Source organism: Nitrospira sp. (assembly GCA_016715825.1).
In the GTDB taxonomy this organism is placed as follows: Bacteria; Nitrospirota; Nitrospiria; order Nitrospirales; family Nitrospiraceae; genus Nitrospira_D.
In genome coordinates this window covers 1-21,956 of the sequence record JADJXO010000010.1, presented here as the reverse complement: position 1 = coordinate 21,956, position 21,956 = coordinate 1, and the positions used below count along the sequence as shown (strand labels likewise).

20 protein-coding genes, 1 tRNA gene and 2 pseudogenes are annotated in these 21,956 nt (G+C 52.9%); 16 read left to right on the top strand and 7 right to left on the bottom strand.

Going from position 1 to position 21,956, the window contains the following annotated elements; genetic code table 11:
• The first annotated feature begins 86 nt into the window (after positions 1-86).
• The 14 genes from hpnH (at position 87) to IPM58_15600 (ending at position 13,904) form a co-directional block, all read left to right on the top strand.
• A complete protein-coding gene (gene hpnH, locus IPM58_15665; GenBank protein ID MBK9308477.1) occupies positions 87-1,103 on the top strand; it encodes an adenosyl-hopene transferase HpnH in 1,017 nt (338 codons plus the stop codon).
• A gap of 79 nt (positions 1,104-1,182) precedes the next feature.
• Positions 1,183-1,575 carry a hypothetical protein gene (locus IPM58_15660; GenBank protein ID MBK9308476.1) on the top strand — a complete coding sequence of 131 codons (393 nt, stop codon included), beginning with the start codon at positions 1,183-1,185 and terminating at the stop codon, positions 1,573-1,575.
• Positions 1,576-1,751: 176 nt separating this feature from the next.
• The gene (locus IPM58_15655) at positions 1,752-2,285 is read left to right on the top strand and encodes a hypothetical protein (GenBank protein ID MBK9308475.1); all 534 of its coding nucleotides are present in this window, start codon (positions 1,752-1,754) and stop codon (positions 2,283-2,285) included.
• A gap of 238 nt (positions 2,286-2,523) precedes the next feature.
• Positions 2,524-2,997, top strand: coding sequence for a cytochrome c (locus IPM58_15650; protein MBK9308474.1), 474 nt, complete (start codon positions 2,524-2,526; stop codon positions 2,995-2,997).
• 47 nt (positions 2,998-3,044) lie between these two features.
• Positions 3,045-4,757, top strand: a complete 1,713-nt coding sequence (locus IPM58_15645) for a cytochrome ubiquinol oxidase subunit I (GenBank protein MBK9308473.1) — start codon at positions 3,045-3,047, stop codon at positions 4,755-4,757.
• 50 nt (positions 4,758-4,807) lie between these two features.
• Positions 4,808-5,605, top strand: coding sequence for a c-type cytochrome (locus IPM58_15640; GenBank protein ID MBK9308472.1), 798 nt, complete (start codon positions 4,808-4,810; stop codon positions 5,603-5,605).
• 2 nt (positions 5,606-5,607) lie between these two features.
• On the top strand, positions 5,608-6,543 hold the full coding sequence (locus tag IPM58_15635; GenBank protein MBK9308471.1) for a ubiquinol-cytochrome c reductase iron-sulfur subunit: 936 nt from the start codon (positions 5,608-5,610) through the stop codon (positions 6,541-6,543).
• Positions 6,544-6,554: 11 nt separating this feature from the next.
• Complete coding sequence (locus tag IPM58_15630) at positions 6,555-7,682, top strand: cytochrome bc complex cytochrome b subunit (protein MBK9308470.1); 1,128 nt, start codon at positions 6,555-6,557, stop codon at positions 7,680-7,682.
• A gap of 39 nt (positions 7,683-7,721) precedes the next feature.
• Positions 7,722-8,702 carry a hypothetical protein gene (locus IPM58_15625; GenBank protein ID MBK9308469.1) on the top strand — a complete coding sequence of 327 codons (981 nt, stop codon included), beginning with the start codon at positions 7,722-7,724 and terminating at the stop codon, positions 8,700-8,702.
• Between the two features lie 16 nt (positions 8,703-8,718).
• Entirely contained in the window at positions 8,719-10,572 is a 1,854-nt protein-coding gene (locus IPM58_15620) for a cytochrome ubiquinol oxidase subunit I (protein ID MBK9308468.1), read from the top strand.
• A gap of 71 nt (positions 10,573-10,643) precedes the next feature.
• Positions 10,644-11,267 (top strand): cytochrome c, encoded by a 624-nt coding sequence (locus IPM58_15615; GenBank protein MBK9308467.1) that lies wholly within the window; start codon positions 10,644-10,646, stop codon positions 11,265-11,267.
• Between the two features lie 10 nt (positions 11,268-11,277).
• On the top strand, positions 11,278-11,994 hold the full coding sequence (locus tag IPM58_15610; protein ID MBK9308466.1) for a cytochrome c: 717 nt from the start codon (positions 11,278-11,280) through the stop codon (positions 11,992-11,994).
• A gap of 54 nt (positions 11,995-12,048) precedes the next feature.
• Positions 12,049-12,876, top strand: a complete 828-nt coding sequence (locus IPM58_15605) for a hypothetical protein (protein ID MBK9308465.1) — start codon at positions 12,049-12,051, stop codon at positions 12,874-12,876.
• A gap of 2 nt (positions 12,877-12,878) precedes the next feature.
• Complete coding sequence (locus IPM58_15600) at positions 12,879-13,904, top strand: c-type cytochrome (GenBank protein MBK9308464.1); 1,026 nt, start codon at positions 12,879-12,881, stop codon at positions 13,902-13,904.
• On the opposite strand, the gene IPM58_15595 is transcribed toward IPM58_15600, so the two are convergent.
• The gene (locus IPM58_15595; protein ID MBK9308463.1) at positions 13,901-14,794 is read right to left on the bottom strand and encodes a 4-hydroxybenzoate octaprenyltransferase; all 894 of its coding nucleotides are present in this window, start codon (positions 14,792-14,794) and stop codon (positions 13,901-13,903) included. The two genes, IPM58_15600 and IPM58_15595, sit on opposite strands and share 4 nt — an antisense overlap.
• Positions 14,795-14,951: 157 nt before the next feature.
• Here IPM58_15595 and IPM58_15590 point away from each other — a divergent pair, with 157 nt between their 5' ends.
• Positions 14,952-16,910: a hypothetical protein gene (locus tag IPM58_15590; GenBank protein ID MBK9308462.1), complete on the top strand. Its 1,959-nt coding sequence runs from the start codon at positions 14,952-14,954 to the stop codon at positions 16,908-16,910.
• 100 nt (positions 16,911-17,010) lie between these two features.
• Positions 17,011-17,086: transfer RNA gene (locus tag IPM58_15585), tRNA-Thr, on the top strand.
• A 169-nt stretch (positions 17,087-17,255) separates the two neighbouring features.
• Here IPM58_15585 and IPM58_15580 read toward each other — a convergent pair.
• The 6 genes and pseudogenes from IPM58_15580 to IPM58_15555 form a co-directional block, all read right to left on the bottom strand.
• Positions 17,256-17,906 (bottom strand): annotated as a pseudogene (locus tag IPM58_15580) (site-specific integrase).
• A gap of 57 nt (positions 17,907-17,963) precedes the next feature.
• Positions 17,964-18,302: pseudogene (locus IPM58_15575) on the bottom strand (hypothetical protein).
• Between the two features lie 122 nt (positions 18,303-18,424).
• A complete protein-coding gene (locus tag IPM58_15570; protein ID MBK9308461.1) occupies positions 18,425-18,745 on the bottom strand; it encodes a helix-turn-helix domain-containing protein in 321 nt (106 codons plus the stop codon).
• A gap of 688 nt (positions 18,746-19,433) precedes the next feature.
• A complete protein-coding gene (locus IPM58_15565) occupies positions 19,434-19,922 on the bottom strand; it encodes a hypothetical protein (GenBank protein MBK9308460.1) in 489 nt (162 codons plus the stop codon).
• 452 nt (positions 19,923-20,374) lie between these two features.
• On the bottom strand, positions 20,375-21,094 hold the full coding sequence (locus IPM58_15560; protein MBK9308459.1) for a hypothetical protein: 720 nt from the start codon (positions 21,092-21,094) through the stop codon (positions 20,375-20,377).
• A 402-nt stretch (positions 21,095-21,496) separates the two neighbouring features.
• Positions 21,497-21,956 (bottom strand): DUF4238 domain-containing protein (locus tag IPM58_15555; protein MBK9308458.1); only part of this gene is annotated, 460 nt, incomplete at its 5' end.

The following is a 21,956-nucleotide window of genomic DNA, read 5'->3' as shown; positions in this document are numbered from 1 at the left end:
TTATTGTGCCTCCACGTATAGCTGCGATGAGCGGCTAATCATATATAAGGGCTAGACAATAAAGCAGCATAGATAAGGAGAACGGAATGGCTGTTCCGATTTCCCAGATGTATACCGTGGCGACGTACGTCCTCTCCCAGAAGGTCAAGGGAGTGAAACGATATCCCTTAGTGCTCATGTTGGAGCCGCTCTTCCGTTGTAATTTGGCCTGCGCAGGTTGCGGAAAGATTCAATATCCCGATCACATCCTCGATAAGCGGTTGACGCCTGAGCAATGCTGGGCGGCAGCGGAGGAATGCGGAGCGCCGATGGTCAGCATTCCGGGTGGTGAGCCGCTCATTCATCCTGAAATAGCTACGATCGTGCAGGGCCTGGTGGATCGGAAGAAATATATTTATCTGTGTACTAATGCGATTCTCTTGGAACGTAAACTGGATGAGTACAAACCGTCGAAATATCTCACGTTCAGCGTCCATATGGACGGACTGAAAGATGAGCACGATTTGGCCGTTTGCCGAGACGGCGTGTATGAGGTCGCCGTGAAAGCCATTAAAGCGGCGGTTAAGCGTGGACATCGCGTCACGACGAACACGACATTGTTTGACGACGCCAATCCTGAACGGGTGAGGAAGTTTTTCGATGAGATGATGGCGCTGGGCGTGGAGGGCATGACCATCTCGCCTGGCTATAGCTATCAAAAGGCCCCGGATCAACAGCATTTCTTGAAACGGACTCGAACTCAGGAGCTCTTTTCCAAGATCCTGGCTCAGCCAAAGGCAGGCTGGCAGTTTAACCAATCTCCGTTGTTTTTGGATTTTCTCATGGGCCAGCGGCAATACCAGTGCACGCCTTGGGGTAATCCAACCTACAACGTCTTTGGGTGGCAAAAGCCCTGCTACTTACTTCAGGAAGGCTATGTCAAAACATTCCGTGAGTTGATGGAGTCGACGGAGTGGGATCAGTACGGCACCGGTCGAAATGAAAAATGCGCCGATTGTATGGTTCATTGTGGCTATGAGGCATCCGCCGTTGAGGATACATTCAGCACCGTCTCCGGATTTGCGCGAACCGCTAAATTGACGTTGTTGCCCACGTCTCGGTAAGCGCCAATCATTCACGGGTATCATTGTCGGTTTGCTCTTCCGCCGAACAAATCAAGTTTGCCCGCCAGAGGTTTAAGAAATGACCGATACGAAAAATCATAATCCGGGTGAGACGAGCTCTCTTGAAGGTCGGGTGTTCACCCCAGGATCAGCAGCAGAGACAGGAGAGGCGATCGAGCTGGCCTTCGATTACCGCGGTGACGTAACCCTGACGCTGCGGGGTGGTGAATCTGTGGCCGGCTACATTTTTAATCGCCAGAGTGCCGAGACTGATCCATATCTCGAGCTTTTCCCAGCAGACCGCGAGGATCCGCGGCGCGTTGTATACCAAGATATTATCGCGATAGCGTTTACAGGTGCAGACACAGCAAATGGAAAGTCGTGGGAAGCGTGGGTCTCAAAAAAAGAGTCTGACCGTCGAGCAGAAGCTGAACAGATTGAGACGATCGCGCGAACCAAAGGCTATCTCTAGCCTGCGTATCTCCACCATTGAATTTTCAAACAGAGAATACACTCCCCGCATCTCAAAAAAGTCGGCTGTTTCGTTGACAAAGATTTTCCTCTGTGCTAGAAACCCCTGCCCGTAATTAGTACGCTCGTTGTGATGGAGAGTGCGTGTTTTTGAAAGAGTCAACGACGAGCCAGCAAATGAATCTAACCCATAGCCGGCGGAACGCGGTAGGGCTGTTTGTCCTGGTTTGTGGTGTACTTCTAAGCGCTGCATTTCCACCAGTGGCGCGACCTACTCATGAAGCTGATCATCGCTTCATGGTTGAAGGGTATGTGTGCGGGACAGACGGGAGAGCGGTCTCAAGCGTAGATGTCCTCGTTAAGGACACAAAGATTTCGTATGGCCAGGTTGTAAAGACTGATGGAGATGGCTATTACAAAGCGACCTTCCATCTCCATAATGATAATCTTGGTGATCCCCTGCTTGTTGAAGTAAGGGGTGAGCAGCAGAATTTGAAGGTTGAATTCGATCCGAAGGATCTTGAAAGTGAACGGAAGGTTTTGGTGAATTTTGGAACCGGTTGTGATGCGAGTGGCTCTCCCGTTTGGCTTTGGTGGGGAGGTGGCGCGATGGTCGCAGCGGTTGGTAGTATTCTTGGTATGAAGCTTGTCCGTTCTCAGCGGAGGCAGGAGCGAGGCAAGGGAAAATCGCAGAAAAAGCGAAAATCATAATCGCCGATGACGGGACTTAGAGGGCAGCGGAGTACCTCGCCGGATCGGTTGATGGATGGGCGAGGGCCTGTGTGCAGAGTTATTAAGGTGTGGGCGACCGGGGCGCTTTTGTTAGGGGTGTAGACCTCTCGGCAGAAGCGTTTTTTTGTGCGGGCTTCCCGCGCATGGCTCGGCATCCGTGTTTGAGCGTTTCTCGGGTATGTAGGCTATGAGGGGTGATTGCGCAATGGTCGTGAACATGAATTTGGTTCGAATCGTGTTGATCTTGAGTAGTGGATTGCTGGTCGGTTGCACTGGTGAGGAGGGAGAAGGGCCGATTGTTCCGCCACCCCCGGCTCCGGCAGAATATGTCGACAAGCATATGCCACCACAGTGGTGGGACGATCCTCAAAAATTGGAAGAGGGGCGAAAGCTCTATCTGGGTGAAGCTAATCCAGACGTGAAATGTGGCAGTTGTCATGGAAACGACGGGAAGCCTGTGAAGGCAGGGGCTACGGACTTCCGAAATTCTGGACGCATGCAGCTCTATTCGGACTCCGTGTGGTTTTGGCGGATCTCTGAGGGGGTGCCCAATACGAAGATGAAGGGCTGGAAAAGTAAGCTCTCTGAGGAGGACCGCTGGAAACTGGTGCTGTATGAGCGGACTTTTGGGCTTCCTGGAAAGATGTGGAGCGAAGAACAGAAGCAGTGGGTGGATCAAGGCGCTAAGTGAGGTTCTTGGCTAGCTTCGGAATGAAAGTAAGGGGGCATCGAGGTATCGTGAAAAAACTGTGGCACAGTCTGCCGACTCTTGTTACGATTTTTGCGCTCTGCGTGTGTGTTGCGCCCGCTGTCTACGCCCAGGAACTTGGGGCCTCCTCGGTGAATCTTCCCTACACGGGTAATCGGACAGCCGTCTGGGTTGTTGCGCAGCTTCACATCTTGTTCGCCGCGTTCATTCTAGGCGCCCCGATCTTTGTGGTCATCGCTGAATGGCTCGGGTATCGAAAACAAGACCCGCGTTACGATCGCATGGCCAGGGAAATTACCAAAGTCACGGTCATCCTGTTCAGCTTGACGGCTGTGACTGGAGGGTTCTTCATTTTTATCCTCCTTGCCGCCTATCCGGAATTCACCACTTGGTTCATCAATCAATTTTATATCGTGTTCGCGGTCCTCTATCCGGCACTGTTCATCATCGAGACAATCCTGATGTATGCGTACCTCTACACCTGGGATGTCTGGAAGGGTGAAAAGAAGGGGCGGCACATCGCGCTGGGCATCGTCTTGAATCTGGTGTGCCTGCTGATTCTCTTTGTGATCAATGGTCCGACGTCCTTTATGAACACTCCGCCAAAGGCCGAAGGGGTTTCACCGCAGGATTTCCTTGCAGCCGCGACTTTATGGGACAAAATTGCAAACCAAAGTTGGTTTCCTCTGAGTTTGCATCGCATCGACGGCAACGTGGCGTTCGGGGGGTTTATCGCCGGTATGATCGCCAGCTATATGTATATGGGCTCCAAGACTCAGGAGGAACGAGCCTACTACGATTGGATGGGTTTCGTCGCCATATGGATTGCGGTGGGAGGGTCACTCCTGCAGCCCTTCACAGGGTTATTGCTGGCCTATGAAATGTGTGATTACGACTTCTCGTTTTGCCCCTATATGATGGCCGATCAGCTCTCCATGTTTTTCGAGGTGCAGGGGATGATGATCGGGTTGCTTTTCTTGGCCATTAACTATTACAGCTGGCTCAGCGTCAAGCGAATCGAAGGCGCTGAAACCGTCAGGATGACGATCTTGGCTCCCATTGTCTTGGTGGCCATCCTTCCCGTCACGATGTGGGTCATGAACGTCTATTGGATCCCGGACCCGATGTCGTTGGCCATCTTGCTGCCCTTAGTCTTGTCCCCATTCCTGTTGGCAAAGCTTGTTCCCATGACCGTCTCCGCACGGACCGTCATTAAGATCGGCTTTATTGTGATGCTCGTCAGTGATGCCGTGTGGCTTACCCCGGCGGGGTTTGTTGCGACTGGTACGGATATGCCGGATGAACTGAGCCTGCCGGAAGGGTGGGACTATTTGGCCTCCATGCCGGCTAAGTTGTCGGCGATTATCGTATTGGTGTTTGTCACGGTCGTCAATTATGTCCTTTACAACAGAACCATCAAGCAAGGCACCATTCATTGGGGGAAAATCGATTTTGCGGCCCAGTTCGTTCTGGTTTTTCTCGCATTCGTTTCGACATGGATCATGAGTTTGATGGGTGCGGTCCGGTCTTTGCTGAAGAAATATTTCCACGCGTATAGTTTGGTCTCGGACTTTACGGTCGAGTCGTTTACACCGACGCTCTCATATTCGGCTTGGTGGATAACCGGCATTACCGTCAGTTTCCTCATCATTGTGACGCTGGCTGCCATGGTGGCCCTCCGCCCATCGGTGTCGAAGGTGCGAGAGGTTGAAGGGAGTGCCGTGCCTGTAGGCTTAAAGTGAGCGGGGACGCGATAGATATTTGACGATCACGAAAATCCGAAAGAGGGATCGTGTTTAAAAAACTTATAATTGCACTCATGGTTGGTGGGGCGGTCATGGTGGTTGCCCATTCGCAGGAGGTGCCGTCCGATTTTCAGGTGCTCTGGGGCGTCTTTGCGATGATTGGGGCTCTGGTCTTTATGTTATTGGATGCGCCACCACTCAAGACCATGAGCGGTGGGAAATCTTTTTTTGCTGTCCTGGCATTCTGGTTTGTCGTGATCGCAGTCTGTATTGCGGGTGCGTCTCTGTTACCTCAGTTCGATCCGGAGGATGAGCGGGAGAAAATCAATAAGCTTCTGGAGAAACAAAGAGCTGCCTCGCAGCAAGGGAAGGCAGAGGAGCTCATTGCTCGGGCGAAAGCCCTTGATGAGCAGGTTAAGGCCCTCGAAGACAGGTTAAAGGCGTTAGGAACGGGTCAGGCAGCCGTGGCTTCGGCAGCACCACCGCCGGCAGACGCAAAACCATCAGCAGCCTCTGGTGGTGCGGGTGATGTGATGAAGGTGGGAGAAGAGCAGTGGCAGCTGCAGGAATGTTACAACTGTCATAAGCTCAGGGGTGAAGGTGGAAAGAAGCGAGGTCCCGAGCTGGATAACATCGGCACGTTGATGACCGTTGAGGAGATCGAACAAAAAATTGCGAACCCTAAAGCTTTTATGGCTGAGGGATTTGAGAAGGAATGGAAGAAGGGCGTCATGCCCGATAAGTTCAAGGATCTCATGGATCCCAAAGAAATGCAGGCGCTCGCCATCTGGTTGGGCAGCTTCAAGAACACCTCGGTGAACACTCCAAAGCCTATCAAGCAATAGTCATGCTGCAACCAAAGCTGAAATCCAAGGTCCGCTGTACAGACCTCGACATCGGTGAAGTCTCCAAGGTGGTGCTCGATCCACTCTCTCATGAGATCAGCCATATCGTGGTCTCGATGAATGGGAGCGGTGAGCGCCAGATCGATATGGGGCAGGTGCAAGATGTCACGGAAGATTCTGTGCATCTGAGGTTGCCATCACGCGATATCCTGGCACTTCCGCCGTTCAAGCGGGACGACTATGTCACCACGCACGAAGTAGAAATCTCCCATCTCGAAGACAATATTCATGTCACACCGGGCGAAGTGTTGGTGCCGTTGCCTGATTTGGAAAAGAATGTCAAGCGGCGCACCTTCTTTATGAATTTCACCCACGTGATCGGCTTCTTGATCGGACTTCCCCTCGCGTATCCCATTCTTCGCTTTCTCATGAAGCCCATGTATGCGGAATTTGACAACCAATGGTTGACCGTGGGAAACGTGGGCAAAATCAAGAATGAGGATGTTGGGGTGCAGTTCGAGTACAAGAAAAAGGTGAAGGAAGCGTACATGCCTGAGTATGAGGTGGAGAAGAACGTGTGGGTCGTAAAAGCGACTCCCAATCTTCTTGAAAAAGTCTATCAGGGGAAAGATGAAGAATTCCGTGATGCCCAGGGGAAAGTGATCTGGACCAATAAGACGGATGTTCCGTATCTCGCATTTTCAGGGAAGTGTCCACACCTTGGATGTGCATTCAAATGGAGAAACCACAAGGCTCTCGGACCGGTATTCCTCTGTCCATGTCACTTGAGCATCTACGATGCGGCAGGGAAAGTACTGGATGGCCCTGCTCCGCGTGCTCTTGATCCGTTGCCTATTCGGGTCTCCGCGAGCGGTGAGGTAGAAATTATCGACATGGAGTTTAAGGCTGGTACGAAATCTCAAATACGGATCGTCTGAAGCTTAGCAATATGGACATCAAACATTCCTCTCCTGCAGTGATTCCTGATCATCAGCCGAGCGCGATCGAAAAGCTTGTTGCTTTTCTGGACGAAAGGGTTGGCCTCAAGGAGATGCAGGCCAAGATGCTCAATGAACCGATACCTGGCGGTTCTCGTTGGGCTTACGTCTTCGGCTCGATTCTATTGTTCATCTTTGCCATGCAGGCGCTGACCGGCATCCTTCTGATGTTCTATTATGTCCCCACCGCCGATCATGCCTATGACAGCACGCAATACATCATTCATGACGTCGACTACGGCTGGTTCTTGCTCAGTTATCATTTCTGGGGATCCAGTGCGATGGTCGTGTGTGTGGTGGCTCATATGTCCCAAGTGTTCTTGTGGGGCGCCTACAAGAAACCAAGAGAATTGCTCTGGCTCGTGGGTTTGGCATTATTCGGTATCGTGATCACGTTTGGCTTCACAGGATATCTGCTGCCTTGGGATCAGCGCGCGTTCTGGGCGACGACGGTGGGTGTCGAGATTTTGGATAAGACGCCAGTCATTGGCGATTTCATCGCCCGGTTTCTAAAAGGCGGACCGACTCCTGGGCAGATGACATTAAGCCGTTTCTTTGTACTGCATGTGATGATTCTTCCAGCAGCTCTCATGGCCTTAGCTGGTCTGCATCTGTTTTTGTTTCGGGTGGCCGCTCCAGCCGGTCCGTACAGTGGGACGAAGGAGGAGATTAAGGCCAAGACCGACTACTTTTTCCCGCGTCAAATTTGGAAGGATATGGTCGGGATGGCCTTTGTCTTCGTCGGGACCTGTGTGCTTGCGCTCTGGGAACCAGTCGTCCTCTTAGACCAAGCTGCTCCTGATCCAGGTGACTATCATCCTGAACCGGAATGGTATTTCCTCTTCTACTTCCAACTCTTGAGGTTGAAAATTTTCTCGGGGGAGTTTGGGCAGTTCTTGGGAGCCGTTGCGCTACCGGTCCTGTTTATGATCTTGTTGGTGGTACTCCCATTTTTCGACAAAGATCCGGAACGCAATATTTTTAAACGACCCATCGCCTTGATCAGTTGGATCGCGATTATGGTGGTCATTGTGTTATTCACAGTGGCCTCAGTGATTAACCGAGAGTTCTTAGACTAATTCTGGTATCTCTTAGCTATGGCTGAAGAACGCGAATCGATGTCACCCACCAAGATAGGGTTCGGTATCTTGTGGCCTGCCTGCTGGACTGCCATGGTTGTGAAATCGGCTTTCGCCGTCCTTCTCTTAACGATGGGGTTGGTGCATTTTGAGGGACGATTCGGGCTCGCCGTCATCATGCTCTTTATCAGTCCCGTCACGGTCTTTGCGATTCCGATCATCATGGCGTTGTTTGGAACACATTTTGGTGAAGGAATTGGCCTTGAGTTTCTATTCTGGCTCTCTATACCCGTGGATATTTGGGCGCTTGGGGTAGTTGCCCGTACGTTCTTTCTGGAGCGACTTCGAAAAGAACCTCCTGACGGACTTGGGCTGGCCATTTGGTGGAGATCGGCGCTTATTGGAGCCTTCTTTGTCCCTCTCCTCTGGTGGATCGTGAGTTTCGTGACGGACAATGCCATCACGGCATCTCACTCCATGGCTGAGATGGAAGCTTTCCGGCATCTGACGGACACCGGGTTGCCCGTGGCGGAACGAATCGGTCTGGAGTTGACGATCTGGGGATCAATCTCTTCGGCTGTCTTGGCCGCGCTCTCCTTGATCGGAGTATCAATTCTTGGCCAAATCATTCGGCGGATGGCAGAAGAGTCCAGGACGGCTTCTGAAAATTATCAGGGGCTCATCACTCGCTGGGACCTGATGCGGGTGCCGGCCGACCAAGGGCTGCTCTTAACATCATTGGCGGGCGTAGGTGTCGTGTGTTCGTTGATGTTTTGGGCCATTCTTCCGGTAACGACTCCTCATCCCCACGAGTGCTGTAAGAAGCCGGATGTAGAGGTCGAACAAGTATTCAAGCCCAATCAATCATTGAATAGCACCGCACAACGTGTTGTGTCCCTCACGGCGCAAATTGATGCGCTGGAACAGCAAAACTCTGACAAGAAGAACCAAAAAGCAAAGAGCAAGGGGAAGACCAGCGGCAAAACAACCGAGGATTCCCCTGCCAAGGCGAAACCGTAACTTACGAGGTGATGTGGTGAGTGCCATACGACAAGAGACCCAAACGATTCAACCAGCTCTCCGAACCGTCAAAAACCACGGCGGATGGTTTGCAGGTCTCTTGTTGACGGCGGCCTGGTTGGCTCTCCCTTCGATCGGCCTCGCCGCAGAAGGTACGGCAACAGGTCCAACGGAATATCGTGATATTCCCTATATCGGCAGTCGGAATCTTGTCTGGATCGTCGCGCAATTACATCTCTTGCTTGCCGGTTTCGTCTTAGGGGTGCCGATCTTCGCGTGGCTCTGTGAAGTCATTGCTTGGCGGGGAGGGGAAAAACGCTACGACAAGCTTGCCAAGGAGTTTACCAAGCTCCTAACATCAGCCTATGCCACGACCGCCTTGTTCGGCGGTATTCTCTTGTTTTTGTTGGTGGCCTTCTATCCCAAGCTGATGAATTATCTGACAGATGTTTTCTTTCCGTCTTTTTTACTGTACTGCCTGCTATTTTTGTTCGAAACGGCGACCCTCTATCTCTATTGGTATGGGTGGGATGCCATGCAGGATGGCAAGAAGAAAACCTTGCATATCTTCCTCGGGTTTCTCCTGAATTTCTTTGCCTTGTTCATTATGATTGTACCCAACGCCTGGGCCACCTTCCAATCTAGCCCGGTTGTCCTTTCGGAAGGGACTGCCTTTGAGCGGGCCTGGGCCGCAACCTGGAATCCGACGTGGTGGCCCATCAACATCCATCGACTCATCGCCAACGTTGTGCTTGGCGGATACATCTGTGGCGCCTATGCAGGCGTTCGGTACCTATCAGTCAAGAGCAAGGAAGATCGAGAGCATTATGATTGGATGGGATATGTCGGGAACTTCATCGGGGTCTTCGGTCTCTTGGCCCTGCCGTTTGCCGGGTATTGGCTTATGCGGGAAATCTATCAATACAACCAGCAGATGGGCATTACGCTGATGGGAGGATTTCTCTCTTGGCTCTTCATTATCCAGGCCATGCTCATCGGGGTTTTGTTCCTTGGATCGAACTATTATTTCTGGCTTGGGATTACCTATCGCATTCCAGGATCTGAAGCGAAGTATCGTCGAGCCATGTTGATGATGTTAGTCAGCCTGTTGCTGTGCCTCGCCGTGTGGATGACCCCACACTCACTTGTGGCCAGCATCGAAGAGGCTCAAAAAATGGGAGGTGCTCACCATCCATTACTTGGAGTCCTCGGTGTGATGTCGGCCAAAATGACGGTCTCGAACCTCATGATTCTTATTACCTTCATGAGCTTCGTGATGTATTGGCGGGCTGGGAAACAGGATACAGCGGGGTGGGCAAAATTTGGAAAAGCAGTGATGGGTGCCGTGTTAGTGGTGGCGAGCCTGGCTGTCATTGTTCTTGGGGTGTGGGGGTATTTTGTCCCGGCGATCGTTCGCATTAATTATTTTTCTACCTCTCAGGTGGCGATCGTCGGATTCGTCATTCTCACGATCACGCCGTTGACAGCGCTGTTGCTCAAGAGTGCCAAGACGACAACGGAGATGGTTTGGGGCAGCATGCCTCCACGCGCCGGGTATGCGTTGGTCCTCAATGCGGTTATGGTTATCTTGCTCATGACGCTTATGGGGTATGCGCGATCATCGTCTCGCGTCCATTGGCATGTGTATGGCGTCATGCGGGATACGTCGCCGTATGCCTATTCGCCGGCTCTCGGCAGCGCCTCGCTGATTATGGCATTCTGTACGTTTTTCTTCTGTATCCTCGTCGCATTTATCTTCTGGGTTGCGACCATGGGTGATAAGTACAAAACCGCTTCAGGAGCGGGAAAAGGAGACCTGCCGCACGGCATTCCGGCGATGGCCGGAGGAGCTCCAGAAGAGCGGCAGTAGTAAGCAGTAGTAATAGGTGAGCGTCATGCATCAGCCAGATAGAGAACGCCACACTTACGAGTTGGAGAGCTATGAGTGAAGTCGCACAACTACAATTAATCGCATTGTCTATCGTCGGGATCGGGATTCTGATCCTGCTTTTCATCAAAGCGGTGTTTATCCGGGTCACGGGGTTTGTTGCCATCGTATTGGGGCTGTTCGCGCTCATGTCCCTCGCCGTACCGCAATTGGCGTCACTTCCTCCGGCAGAGGAAAAGATCGACATTGCGAGTATCAAGACCCCAACGGATATCGCTGCCATTGGGCAAACGGTCTTCTTCAGCAAGGGACAATGTGCATTGTGCCATTCCATCGGTCCAAGCGAATCCGCCCGTTGTCCGGATTTAAAGGGAATCGGCGCCAAACTCAGCAAGGATTTTCTCTATGAAAGCCTGACCGATCCTCAGGCGTTCGTGTATCAGGACTACCGCCACGGAGGTGTGCCGAAGGAATACCCAGCGACGATGCCTGCCATTGATAGGGATCCGATCGGGCTTTCAAAGAGTGAAGTCTTGGCGGTTATTGCTTTTCTTCAGCAAATGAGCGGTGAGCCGATTTCGGTTACCACGTCGGAACTCGAAGTGCCGGGCCAGGCATCGACCGCTCCGGCAACAGCGGCCGAATCTGCTCCATTGGCTATGGCACAAGCGCACTAGGGAGGAACGTATGGGCGTGTTAGGTAAGCCAATCATACTCATGGTAGCCATGTATGTGTTCCTGAAGTTTGTGCTGCCCTATATCCCAGGTTCAGCGCCACTACCCTCCAGCCTGATATTCCTCTACCTCCTGCTGACTGCATCCGGTATCGTGATCTTTGAAACCTTGAGTGGAGAATCGAAAGAAGCCTTTTGGGGACCGATGCAGCGGTTCCTGACCGGAGAAAATATCGGAGGGTTGCAGGCACTTCGCTATGGAATCCTTGTTTTGTTTCCTCTCCTAGTGGGCTGGCAAACCTATGGCAGCACGGCCACGAGCGATGCTCCGCCGGCGGAGAGTCGAACAATCCATCCCGCACCGCCGGGAGAGTATACGGGGTTGTCAAACCCCGTCCCCAAGACTCCGGAGAATATTATGCAGGGGAAGGGGTTTTATGCTGCCTTTTGTTCCCCTTGCCACGGTGGAAATTTTGATGGCAAAGGGCCTGCTGCACGAGGATACAATCCTCCCCCCGCCAATTTTGCCGATCCGACGACGATCGCGATGCTGCAAGAGAGCTATTTGTTCTGGCGTATCAAGAAGGGTGGGGTCGGCCTGCCGATCGAAGGGGCGCCATGGAAGTCCGCCATGCCGCGGTGGGAGTTGGAATTGCCTGATGAATGGATTTGGAAAATCATCATGGGTGAATACGATGGGGCGCATCAATCCCCACGGACCTGGGAGTAGGAGCACGGTCATCCAGGTATACGGGCCTAGTTGCATACGGAGAATGAGGACAGTATGAAACCGGCGAATCACGCGGTAAAACGTGTTCTGTGGGGTGGGTTGGCAACGATCGCGGCTCTGGCTATGGGGGCAGGCTCCCTCAGTTTTGCACAGGAAAGCGTTTCGGTGAGGGCAGCGATTGTCACGGGTGGGTTACCTGTTGACGATCCGAATGCTGCAGTCTGGACGAGCGCGATCGCGGCGACGTTTCCCATGTCGCCACAAGTCCACTGGCCGGACCGCATACAGGAAGTAACCGTTAAGGATGTGATCGTGCGTGCGTTGCACGATGATCAACAGGTGGCGTTTCTCTTAGAGTATAGTGATCCGACTGAGGATCCTGATGACGGAGCTGCATTGGAATTTATGGTCGGAGACAAAAAGGCCCACTTCGCCCACGGGCAACCAATGCTCCAGGTCGAGGGGGGACCGGTCAATATTTGGTTTTGGAGACATAAGGACGACAAGGCTGTTGATATGAGTGCGAAGGGCTTCGGGACATTGAAGCCGCAGACTCATCAGGATGTGAAGGCAACAGCTGCGTACTCGAATGGGACATGGAAAATTGTCTTCTCTCGCCCTCTTTCGACCGACCATCCCGAGGAAGATGTGCAGATTACGCCGGGGGAATTCATCAGCATTGCCTTCGCGGTTTGGGATGGCCGAAAAGACGCGGTTGGAGAACTGGTTGAAAAAGGTTCGCAGAAGGCCGTCTCCTCTTGGTGGTATTTTCGAGCCGACGCGCCACCGGACTATTCCAGCTATATGTACGCAGCCGTGGCCGCGGCCTTGGCCCTGGGATTTCAATTTGTCCTGATCCGAAAACTGAAGAAAGGGCAGTGAGCATGAAGGCGGCAAGGCTGAGTGTCATTGGATTGGCAGTAGGTGTGTTGGGCGGGGGAATCTTGATTGCCGGCGGCTGCGCGACCGAGCAAGAAAAGCGGGGTCACGAGCTGTATACCCACTACTGCAGCGATTGTCACGGCCAAAGCGGCAAGCAGAACGAAGGGTTTAATTGGTCATTCATGCCTGATCCCAAACCGAAAGATTTGTCCAATAAATCTGAAATGGGGACGTTCACGGATCAAGAAATCTTCGACACCATTTCACGGGATATGCTGGATACAAACGAAGATGGTGGCGATGAAATCGGAGACGACGACTTCGCTGTTCCGACTATGCCGACGTTCAAATACACGCTCTCTGAGGATGAAATATGGGCGATCGTTGGGCATGTGCGTACGCTTCATGGCATGAAGATGGAATTCAATGTTGAAGCACGAAAGACCTCGCTCGAGGAAGGGTTGAAGGCTGCCGAAGCGAAGTTTGGCACGGCTAAGCAGGCCTACGAGGAGGCAGAGAAAAAAGCGAGTGACGAAGCGGAGCGGAAGAGCGAAGAGCTGAACAAGGATGTCGATGTGGATGAATCCGCCTATGCGGTCGAGCAGGAGGCCATGGCGGTAGCTAAGAAAGAGCTCGATGCAGCGCAGGTTGCCGTGAATAACTTTTCGACCAGGCCTGGCAGGGGCGTCAGTGTTCCAAGACCGGACTTAACGGTTAAACCAGCAGAAGCTGCTGGATTGATTGTTCGCGGGAAACGATTGTATGAAGATAAATATGGATGCAATGGTTGCCATAATCTTGAGGGTGAGGGCGGGAAGATCGGCCCGGCTCTCGATCGTGCGGGATTTCGGCTGAACGCCACCTGGGTCTATCGGTGGCTGAAGAACCCGCAGGCCATGGATTCAGCGACACGCATGCCGGCGCTGGGTTTGAATGATGCAGACGCAAAAGCCGTGACGATGTATGTTGATACGTTGCGCGCCAAGAAATCCGAGCCAGAGGAAGAAAAGCCGGTAGAGACTCCTTAAAACAGCACGCCGCCAAGGAGTCCGACAAGGAGCGTGACGCCGACCCAGATATGCGCCTGAAACATCTCAAAGGCATGCACTGGCGTTATGGCCTTCTGTAGTTGACGAACCTGAACGTAGAAGAATATGACTACCCCAAGGAGCGTTGCGTAGTACGGCCATCCTAGCTGGGCCAGCCATCCTGCCACGGTCAAGAGGGCTACCATGACGCTGAATGCCAAGCCCACTCCTAGGTGAATCGAAGTCCCGAAGTAGAGTGCGGCTGATTTCACTCCGATGCGGCGATCATCCTCCAGATCCTGAATGGCATAGATCGTATCGTACGCGACGGCCCAGGCGGCGGTCGCTCCGAAGAGACACCAAACTGGTGCCTCCAGCCGCCCTTGCACCGCTGCCCAGGCCATGACGGTTCCCCAGCCGAAGGCGATGCCCAGCATGGCCTGTGGGATATGGACCCAGCGCTTGCAGTAGGGATAGAGAGCTGCAAGAAACACTGCGACTGGGGAAAGCCATGCAACGAGAGGTGGGAGCAAAATCAACAGACCCGCCGCCAACAGCAACAATAGGATCAATAGGACGACGGCATGGCGACTGGTCAGTTCACCTGATGCCAACGGCCGGGCTCGAGTGCGAGTGACTTGCCAATCGAAGCCTTGATCTGCAAGATCGTTCAAGATCACGCCTGCGCTCCTCATCAAAAACGATCCACCAAGAAAAATAGCCAGGAGAAACAGGGGTGGGAATCCACGCGTTGCGAGGACAAGGGCCCACAAGGTAGGCAGGAGCAATAAGTAGGTGCCGGTTTGATTCTGTAGGCGAATCAGTCGTGCAAGCGCAGACCAGGGAATACCTGGCGCGGCGGGAGACGAGAAATTTTCCGGAGCCGACATGGCTCGACCATATCGGAGAGGAAAAGAGGCTGTCAATGTGCCTTGACCGGTTGTGACGTCTTGAGGAATTGGGTATAACCACAACGTGACTCAACAACACACAGGACAACGTAGGAAGTGTTCGCAGGGGCTATCTCTTCAGAGAGGTTGTGCCATTATGCTGGTAGCTCTGTCGGCGACCGGCTGTTCCATGCTGACGCAAGAGAAGCCGCCCATCGACACAAAACCCATCCCGCTGACGCCTGCCATATGGTTTTCCCCAAGCGGTATGACGGCGGATGTTTCCTATCAGAATGCCTGTCAGGAGAGCGTGGCCATGCCTATGGCTGACCTTCTTCGTGCGTCTGTTCCGAATAAGCTCACTCGAGTGTTCAGCGGTGTGACCACAGCGAATGGAGCGGAAGATGTTCTGGGGTCTGACGGTGTCGTCGAAGTCGGGCTGAGCGTAAGGCGAGTGGAAGTCATCATTCCAGAACAACGGTCCGGAGAGTATCCAGCCAGTGCGACGATAGGGCTTGAAATGGTGTTTTTAGCTCGAGATGGCACCATGCTCTTCAGTAAAAAGCTTGAAGATACAGGCCACGGGACGGTCGTCGTGCCTGATCAATCGTGTGAAGTCACGGGATTGGAAGCCATTGTTGAAGACGCGATTGGTTCGGTGGCCGAAGGCCTGGCTCAACAGCTCGCGCAATCAGGCCAGATCCGCGAATATGCGGATCAGCGAGATAGCTGGGTTCCGCTGGCTTCTTATCCGGTGCCGCGATCTGAGAAGGCACCCGATCTGGATTCTTCAGCGGGTTCGGGAGCGACGGAGGAACCGCCGACTGTTATCACGAAGGTCGTTGAACCAGCGCATCTCAGTTATCGCGCCATTATACGAGATGAAAGCCGCAATCGGGTGCTTGAGCCGGATGAGGCTCTCACGCTCCACCTCGAGGTGAAAAACGAAGGCCCTGTAGAAGCCGAAGATGTGGTGGTGCTGGTCAATGGGAAGGCAGGATTGGATCAAGTATTTCCGCCTGAAGTCCTCCTGGGCTCCATCCAACCAGGGGAAATCAAACGCCTCTCGGTGACAAAGCAGGTCACGGTGCCGAAAACAGACCTCCCTGGTGAGTTGACCTTGAATTTGCGTGCTGCCAGTCAGATGGCCTCCATTCCACCACCCAAGGTATTTAGTCTGGTGATCCAGTCCACGCGTAATGACGTCACGGCGCTACCGGATGTGGACGAGATACCACCGTCGCTGGCGTCGGATCGGCAGTCGAAGGCTGTCATCATCGCGATTGGAATCGGAACGTTTCGCGATGAACACCTGCCGCCGATGAAGTATGCCAGCCATGATGCAGCAGTAATGGCGGAGTATCTGCATGCGATTGGTGGTGTTCCCCGTGAGAGGATGCGTATTGTGCTCGATCGTCAAGGGGTCCAGGAGGCGTTGGACGAGACGTTTGAGCACTGGCTTCGCAAACGCGCGGATGCACAGACCGTGCTGTATGTGTTTTTTTCAGGACGAGCGGTCGTGGATAGCCGTAACGGGGAAGTTCTACTGGTTCCCTACGATGGAACACCGTTCGAGCCGGGGCGTCTCTATTCCCTGACGCGGTTAAAGGAAGCGGTCTCCCGGCTCCCGCTTCGACAGGCAATCTTCATGTTCGACGCATCGCTGGATCCCTCCCCAGGTGCCGAGCTGAGCACCATGCCTTCGCCCGATTGGACCTCGGGGCTCGATGAACAACGGAAAGATGTGGAGATGTGGATGGTTGGCAATCAACATTTGCAAGAGGCCCACGTATCTGAGCAAGGGAAGCACGGTTTGTTTACGTATCAACTGCTGAGAGGGCTGCAGGGTCTTGCCGATCTTGACCGAGATGGGATGGTCGTTGCCGGTGAATTATGTTTATACGCTCGTGGTGAAGTGGCGCGAGTAACTCGTCAACAATCCGGCAACAAGCAAGACCCGCTGTGTCTGCCCCCGGTCGGGCGTGGTGCAATGGTTCGTATCCATCCGATTGCCAAGGGAAATAATCCAAAGCCGCCACCGACCGCACAGCAATCCGAAGAATCGGCCACTGGCTCAACTCCTACGGCTCCAAGCCCAATGCTTGTTGGCCCGTAGCCGCGTCTTTCATGCGGATTCCGTTTATTGACAGGCCAGGCAGTGGCCGTTATCATGCCGCTCTACAGTCGATCGTGTCGCGTGTAGGTCTCGCCAAGGTGCCGGCGTAGCTCAGTTGGTAGAGCAGCGGTTTCGTAAACCGCAGGTCGCCCGTTCAATCCGGGTCGCCGGCTCCATTACCTTCCATGGAATTTCAGGTAGTTGCGGAGTCGATCCGGTCTGTGGATTCTGTGCAAAAGTCCTTTCTGCTACCACTTTGCTACCACGAGCTACCGCCCTCTCTGATTGAGCCGGTATGGCGTCGAGGCGATCCAATGCACCGGGTGCTTTCTTCTTCAGCCATCTCCCATATGTACTCACCGTTAATTCAATCGTCGCGTGACCCAATTGCTCTTGCACGTAAGGGGCTGGGACACCCTCGGAAAGCAGGATCGAGGCATAGGTGTGCCTGAGACAATGGGGTGTGAAGTGGAGCGGAAGCTTGGCTTGCTTCAGCACGCTGGTCATCGCGCGACGCACATTGGCAGGATCTAACGGAGTCCCGTTCATCGTCACAAACAGCCAGGGCGTCTGATCTGTCCAGCCGTGTTTGAGCCGATCTTGCTTCAGGGTCATGAGATGGCGAGCGAGCACCGCCGTGAGGGCCTGCGAGAGATCCACGGTTCGACCATGGCCGCTCTTCGGCGTGTCGAGGGTTCCATCCTCTGAAAAGGCACGGGCAATGCGGATCGTTTGGGCGTTCAGGTCGAGATCACCATCTTGAAGCGCCAAGGCTTCCCCCAATCGCTCTCCGGTTCCGGCCAACACGAAGAAGAGAGGATAGTAGCGCGGAGCATACTGCAAGACCGTCGCAAGGAAGTGTTGCCGCTGGGCCTTGGTCATCGCCTTGATCTCTTCTTGTCGCGTCGTCTTTGAGATCGTGAGCTTCAGCGCCCGTCCCAGGTTCGCAGCAGGATTGGCAGCGATCAGTCCATCTTCAATCGCAGCGTTGAGCATCACACGTATCACGGCCTGAATGTTGCGAATGGTTCGCTTCTGAAGCCCCAAGGACGACTTCTCCGTCAAGAAAAGCTTGAGTTGCCCGCGGTTCAGGTCCCGAACCCGCAGTTTCCCGAATCTCGGAAGAACGTGCAGCGTCAGGATCTCGCTATACCGGGCCAACGTGCGCGGTTTCACCGTCTGGCCGATCAACCGCTTCCAGTGCTCCGCGTACTCTGTCATGGTACTAGATACCGGAATCGTCGGTGTGACTCGTTGACGGGCTTCCTGGCCGACGTGATCGCGGAAGGTGTCGGCATCACCTTTCTTGTCGAAAGATTTCCAATGGCGAACACCGGCTCCATCGCGCCAATCCACCACGTATTTGCCACGCCGTTTTCGTACACAAGCCATACGTCACCGGTGGTTGTGGGACCTCAGTAACCGAATCACATGCTGTATCGGTTCATGAATCGCCAATTCATTGCGTTCTCATCGGGCCACGAGGACAGGATACGATTCGTATACTGCTATGTTCAACTGCCATGTTGCGCCACATAGGCTTGCAAGTCGGACGGTTTCACCCTAACCGATTTTCCCAGTCGAATGGCTTTCAGCTCTCCTTGACGGCACAATTCATAGGCGCGATATTGACTGAGATTCAGCCTTGCCGCGACTTGATCGATCGTGAGCAAATCCTCCTCCCCTACTTTGTCAGATGATCCCATCAGCGCACGCTGAACCAGCAATGGCTGAAGCGACGCGAGTCCGATCAACAGTGCCTGCGCGATCTCCGGTGGCAAGATCGCCGCTTTTGCGGGATCCTGGATCAATTGATCAAGGCTCGGTGGTGTCATGATCTGCCTCCACTTTTCCTCTGTACCGTCATGCTTTTTGCCTAAGTCAGGAGCAGCAGAAAGCATGTGTCACCGTGGCACTTATGAGAGGGTTCAGAAGTTTTGACCATACCGAAAAAGTAGGGGAGGCCTGCGTCACGAGGGATCACTTACCTGGGTCCGCAGAAAGGCAGAGTGTCAGACGAGTTTCAGGTGAGGCGCCGCCGGCCTGCGCTAGGTGAGATGCTTCGGCAGCCACGTATCTGAGGCACCGCGTCCGGAGACGCCGTGCCAGCTCGGCGCACCGTCGTTTCGCGCGACGCGGCTCGACCGTGCGGAGAGCACATCCGTCGCCCATCAAGGAGTGTGGCACGCCCGTGGCAACCGCGCCACCGAGGACGGTGTCACGCGTGCAGTCGTGCGTGGCCACAGATTCAGAAGATGTGTTGCGGCCCCGTGTGGTGAGGGGCACAACACCTGTGTGTGAAAGAGGGTGGTGGGTGGGTTAAGTCGGTGTATCCGTTGGTCTCGTGTGGGGCGGTTCTTCTGGCGTGGGAGCTGACCGGGACAGGAGAGGCACGATGGAAAAGGAGATAGCCGCAGACTCCTGGCTGATTTGAGGAGTTGAGAATCTGAATGGTTGCGGCTTGAACGATCACGTGTCGTGGGTATTCGGTCTTCAGGACGTGCACGGTTCCGGTGAGACCTCTCATTCCTGAGTGCAAAGGAGTTCGTGACAATGAGAGCCAAAATTCTCAAATAGGAAAAGGCGGTCAAACTTCCCCTTAAACGGGTGTGCAATGAGTTCAGGAGTAATCTTGGCAATCGAGGATATTGCAAACCCATCTAAAACGATGAGTAGCCATTGCGAGGTCACTTCCTTTGGATAACAGCGAATCCGGTTTGTTTTTCGATCAACTATTCTCTGAATCTCTTCTGTGGTCGCATTAGGGAGGTAGTTGCCATCTGGCGCAACCCATTCGCTCTTCATGTTGTCTGGATAGCCACTAATCGTTAGTGCGTCGAGTTCAGGTAGGGTAGAAAGTCCGTCTTCCCATTGAACATCGATTTGTTCCCAGAGCGCTGGTCGATAGTTCGAGACGAGAGTCGCGAGTCTGCTTGCGATGTCACAAATTATGTTCTTGCGAAGCGGTGAAAATTCATTAAAGAAAGCTGAGACACGGATTGGGCTACTCACCAATCCAAGATGCAGTTCTTTGGCTTTCTCAAGACTTGGGACCTAAGGGATTCTTGCTCCTGACGAGGCCGGCGATTTGTCGGAGCTGGAATGTAGTAATTAGTGACCTCAAGCCCGAGAATCCTCGATGGTGTTCGGACAATGAAGTCGGGCACCTCATGCAGTCCGATTTCAGATTGTGCCAAAAGGCCTGAGGCTGTCCGAAATCGATTCAAATAAAAGAGTTCTTCGTCCTTCCGTGATTGGAGCGTCATGACCTGAAAACTTCTGCCAATTATAGTGGCCCGTCAGATCTTAATCGAGATGCACGCGAGATCACCGTACAGGGGAAAGAAGCCGGAGGTTCTGGCCTCTGAAGAGGGTGAGGCGAGATCGAATGTTCATCCTGACTCAGGCACGATTCAGAATCCGACCCTGACCGTGTTCTCTCACGACAGCGTGATCCTGATCCATCAGGTTTTGCTGCCTAACCTAACGAGATGCTTCATAAAGGAGGAAGTTATCTCTATGACAAATTCCATTTCTGCACCTGGAACAGCATCATCGTGTTTCACGTATGTGTTCTGGTACTTCGTGAAATAATCCACCAGCTTTTCAAACATGTTGGCGAGTTCTTTTGATCCGCCGTTCGCTTTAATGAACCCTCCGATTGCGGAAATCTGATTTTCAAGGGATTTGCCGTTGCAAAACAAGTTCTGTGTAAGTTTTTCGAGTGCAAGACGAAGGTCGTCTAAGCTATTTCTTCTGAACAAGCCATGTTCATGCTTTTGGATGGCCTCATTGTAGAGCTTTTGTACTTTAGGGTAGACATCTAACCAATGACGCACTTCAACTACTAGACTCGGATCCAATTTTCCCGCTTCATTCTCTGATGCAAGATGCCCATACTGCGCTAGCAACTTGATTTTTAGATCTATGATCCTGGGGGAGTCTCCGCGAGATGTAGCATGCTCACATAGTTCTCGAATAATCTGATACTGCCTCTGCGGTGGAAAAGCCTTTAGATTCTGAAAAAGAGCTGTTCTCTTATTCGGAGCTGTGAATGGATAGGTAGGATGCGGCAGTTCCACACCGTAGTCCACTGCATAGGCCGCTGTGAACTTAATGATTTCCGATCCACTTAACTGTTCAGCGAGAATATCAGCTGCATGACTCACGAAGACTGTCGAAATCTCGCCAAGCACAGTTAGCTCATACCCCTATACGAATGACAGATCCTATGGTCTACCCTGAAGCAATTCATGGGTCAGCCACCATATCCAGCGTCCGGAGAGTTGTCAAACAAGCATTATCTGGTCTTAAGCTACGATAAAATGTATCCAGAGACAATTCGCAAACTCTCGTTCAAGCACACGGCTTTCTACAGACAAGCACCGGCCAGCAGGATTTTTGAAACCGGCAGGTAGGAGAAAATGGTGTCAGGACACTTGGTTACGCTGAGACGCCGCACGATCGATAGCGCCAGCATCTTGTCGCGCGTTGAGGCGTCATATTTCTGGCCATTGAACCGGAGAAACAGCCCTTTGCGGATGATCGACTCTGTGCGCGAGTCTCATGTGAGGCATGACCATTGACTAACCGCCTTTTGTGGAGGTCTGTATTCGCTCTGGGCTCATTGCTGTCGCCAGCAAATCCTCCAAGCTTTTCCTTTCCTTGGCATATGCGGATTGGATAACTTGATTCGAGGTAATCAGGTTTAGTCCGACGATTTCAGAATCATTTCCGCTGAATAGGGTTTTCCTCCATAGTTTCTTTCCACTTCTCTTGTCTGGAAAACGACACACGATAAAGATCTCAGGAGTTAGAGGAAAATAATGTGTCCTCTCGATAAAGGTGGGCCCGTAAAACCTAGTCTTTTTAGGAAGAACGACGGTGATGAGGTTATCTGAGGTCGTAAACTTCTCATTTGATCTTGAAATGTATACAAGCCAGTCCTGTGCGTGAAACAAATTTGCAAATCCTTGCAACTCGCGGAACATCTCCAGATGCGAGATATTACTGAAGCTCAGAGAGTAATCGCCCTCTATGAACATA

What these genes read in the sequence shown, in the direction of transcription:
- hpnH (MBK9308477.1), top strand. Translation starts at nt 87, where the DNA reads ATGGCTGTTCCGATTTCCCAGATGTATACCGTGGCGACGTACGTCCTC.
- IPM58_15660 (MBK9308476.1), top strand. Translation starts at nt 1,183, where the DNA reads ATGACCGATACGAAAAATCATAATCCGGGTGAGACGAGCTCTCTTGAA.
- IPM58_15655 (MBK9308475.1), top strand. Translation starts at nt 1,752, where the DNA reads ATGAATCTAACCCATAGCCGGCGGAACGCGGTAGGGCTGTTTGTCCTG.
- IPM58_15650 (MBK9308474.1), top strand. Translation starts at nt 2,524, where the DNA reads ATGAATTTGGTTCGAATCGTGTTGATCTTGAGTAGTGGATTGCTGGTC.
- IPM58_15635 (MBK9308471.1), top strand. Translation starts at nt 5,608, where the DNA reads ATGCTGCAACCAAAGCTGAAATCCAAGGTCCGCTGTACAGACCTCGAC.
- IPM58_15630 (MBK9308470.1), top strand. Translation starts at nt 6,555, where the DNA reads ATGGACATCAAACATTCCTCTCCTGCAGTGATTCCTGATCATCAGCCG.
- IPM58_15625 (MBK9308469.1), top strand. Translation starts at nt 7,722, where the DNA reads ATGTCACCCACCAAGATAGGGTTCGGTATCTTGTGGCCTGCCTGCTGG.
- IPM58_15615 (MBK9308467.1), top strand. Translation starts at nt 10,644, where the DNA reads ATGAGTGAAGTCGCACAACTACAATTAATCGCATTGTCTATCGTCGGG.
- IPM58_15610 (MBK9308466.1), top strand. Translation starts at nt 11,278, where the DNA reads ATGGGCGTGTTAGGTAAGCCAATCATACTCATGGTAGCCATGTATGTG.
- IPM58_15605 (MBK9308465.1), top strand. Translation starts at nt 12,049, where the DNA reads ATGAAACCGGCGAATCACGCGGTAAAACGTGTTCTGTGGGGTGGGTTG.
- IPM58_15600 (MBK9308464.1), top strand. Translation starts at nt 12,879, where the DNA reads ATGAAGGCGGCAAGGCTGAGTGTCATTGGATTGGCAGTAGGTGTGTTG.
- IPM58_15595 (MBK9308463.1), bottom strand. Translation starts at nt 14,794, where the DNA reads ATGTCGGCTCCGGAAAATTTCTCGTCTCCCGCCGCGCCAGGTATTCCC.
- IPM58_15590 (MBK9308462.1), top strand. Translation starts at nt 14,952, where the DNA reads ATGCTGGTAGCTCTGTCGGCGACCGGCTGTTCCATGCTGACGCAAGAG.
- IPM58_15570 (MBK9308461.1), bottom strand. Translation starts at nt 18,745, where the DNA reads ATGACACCACCGAGCCTTGATCAATTGATCCAGGATCCCGCAAAAGCG.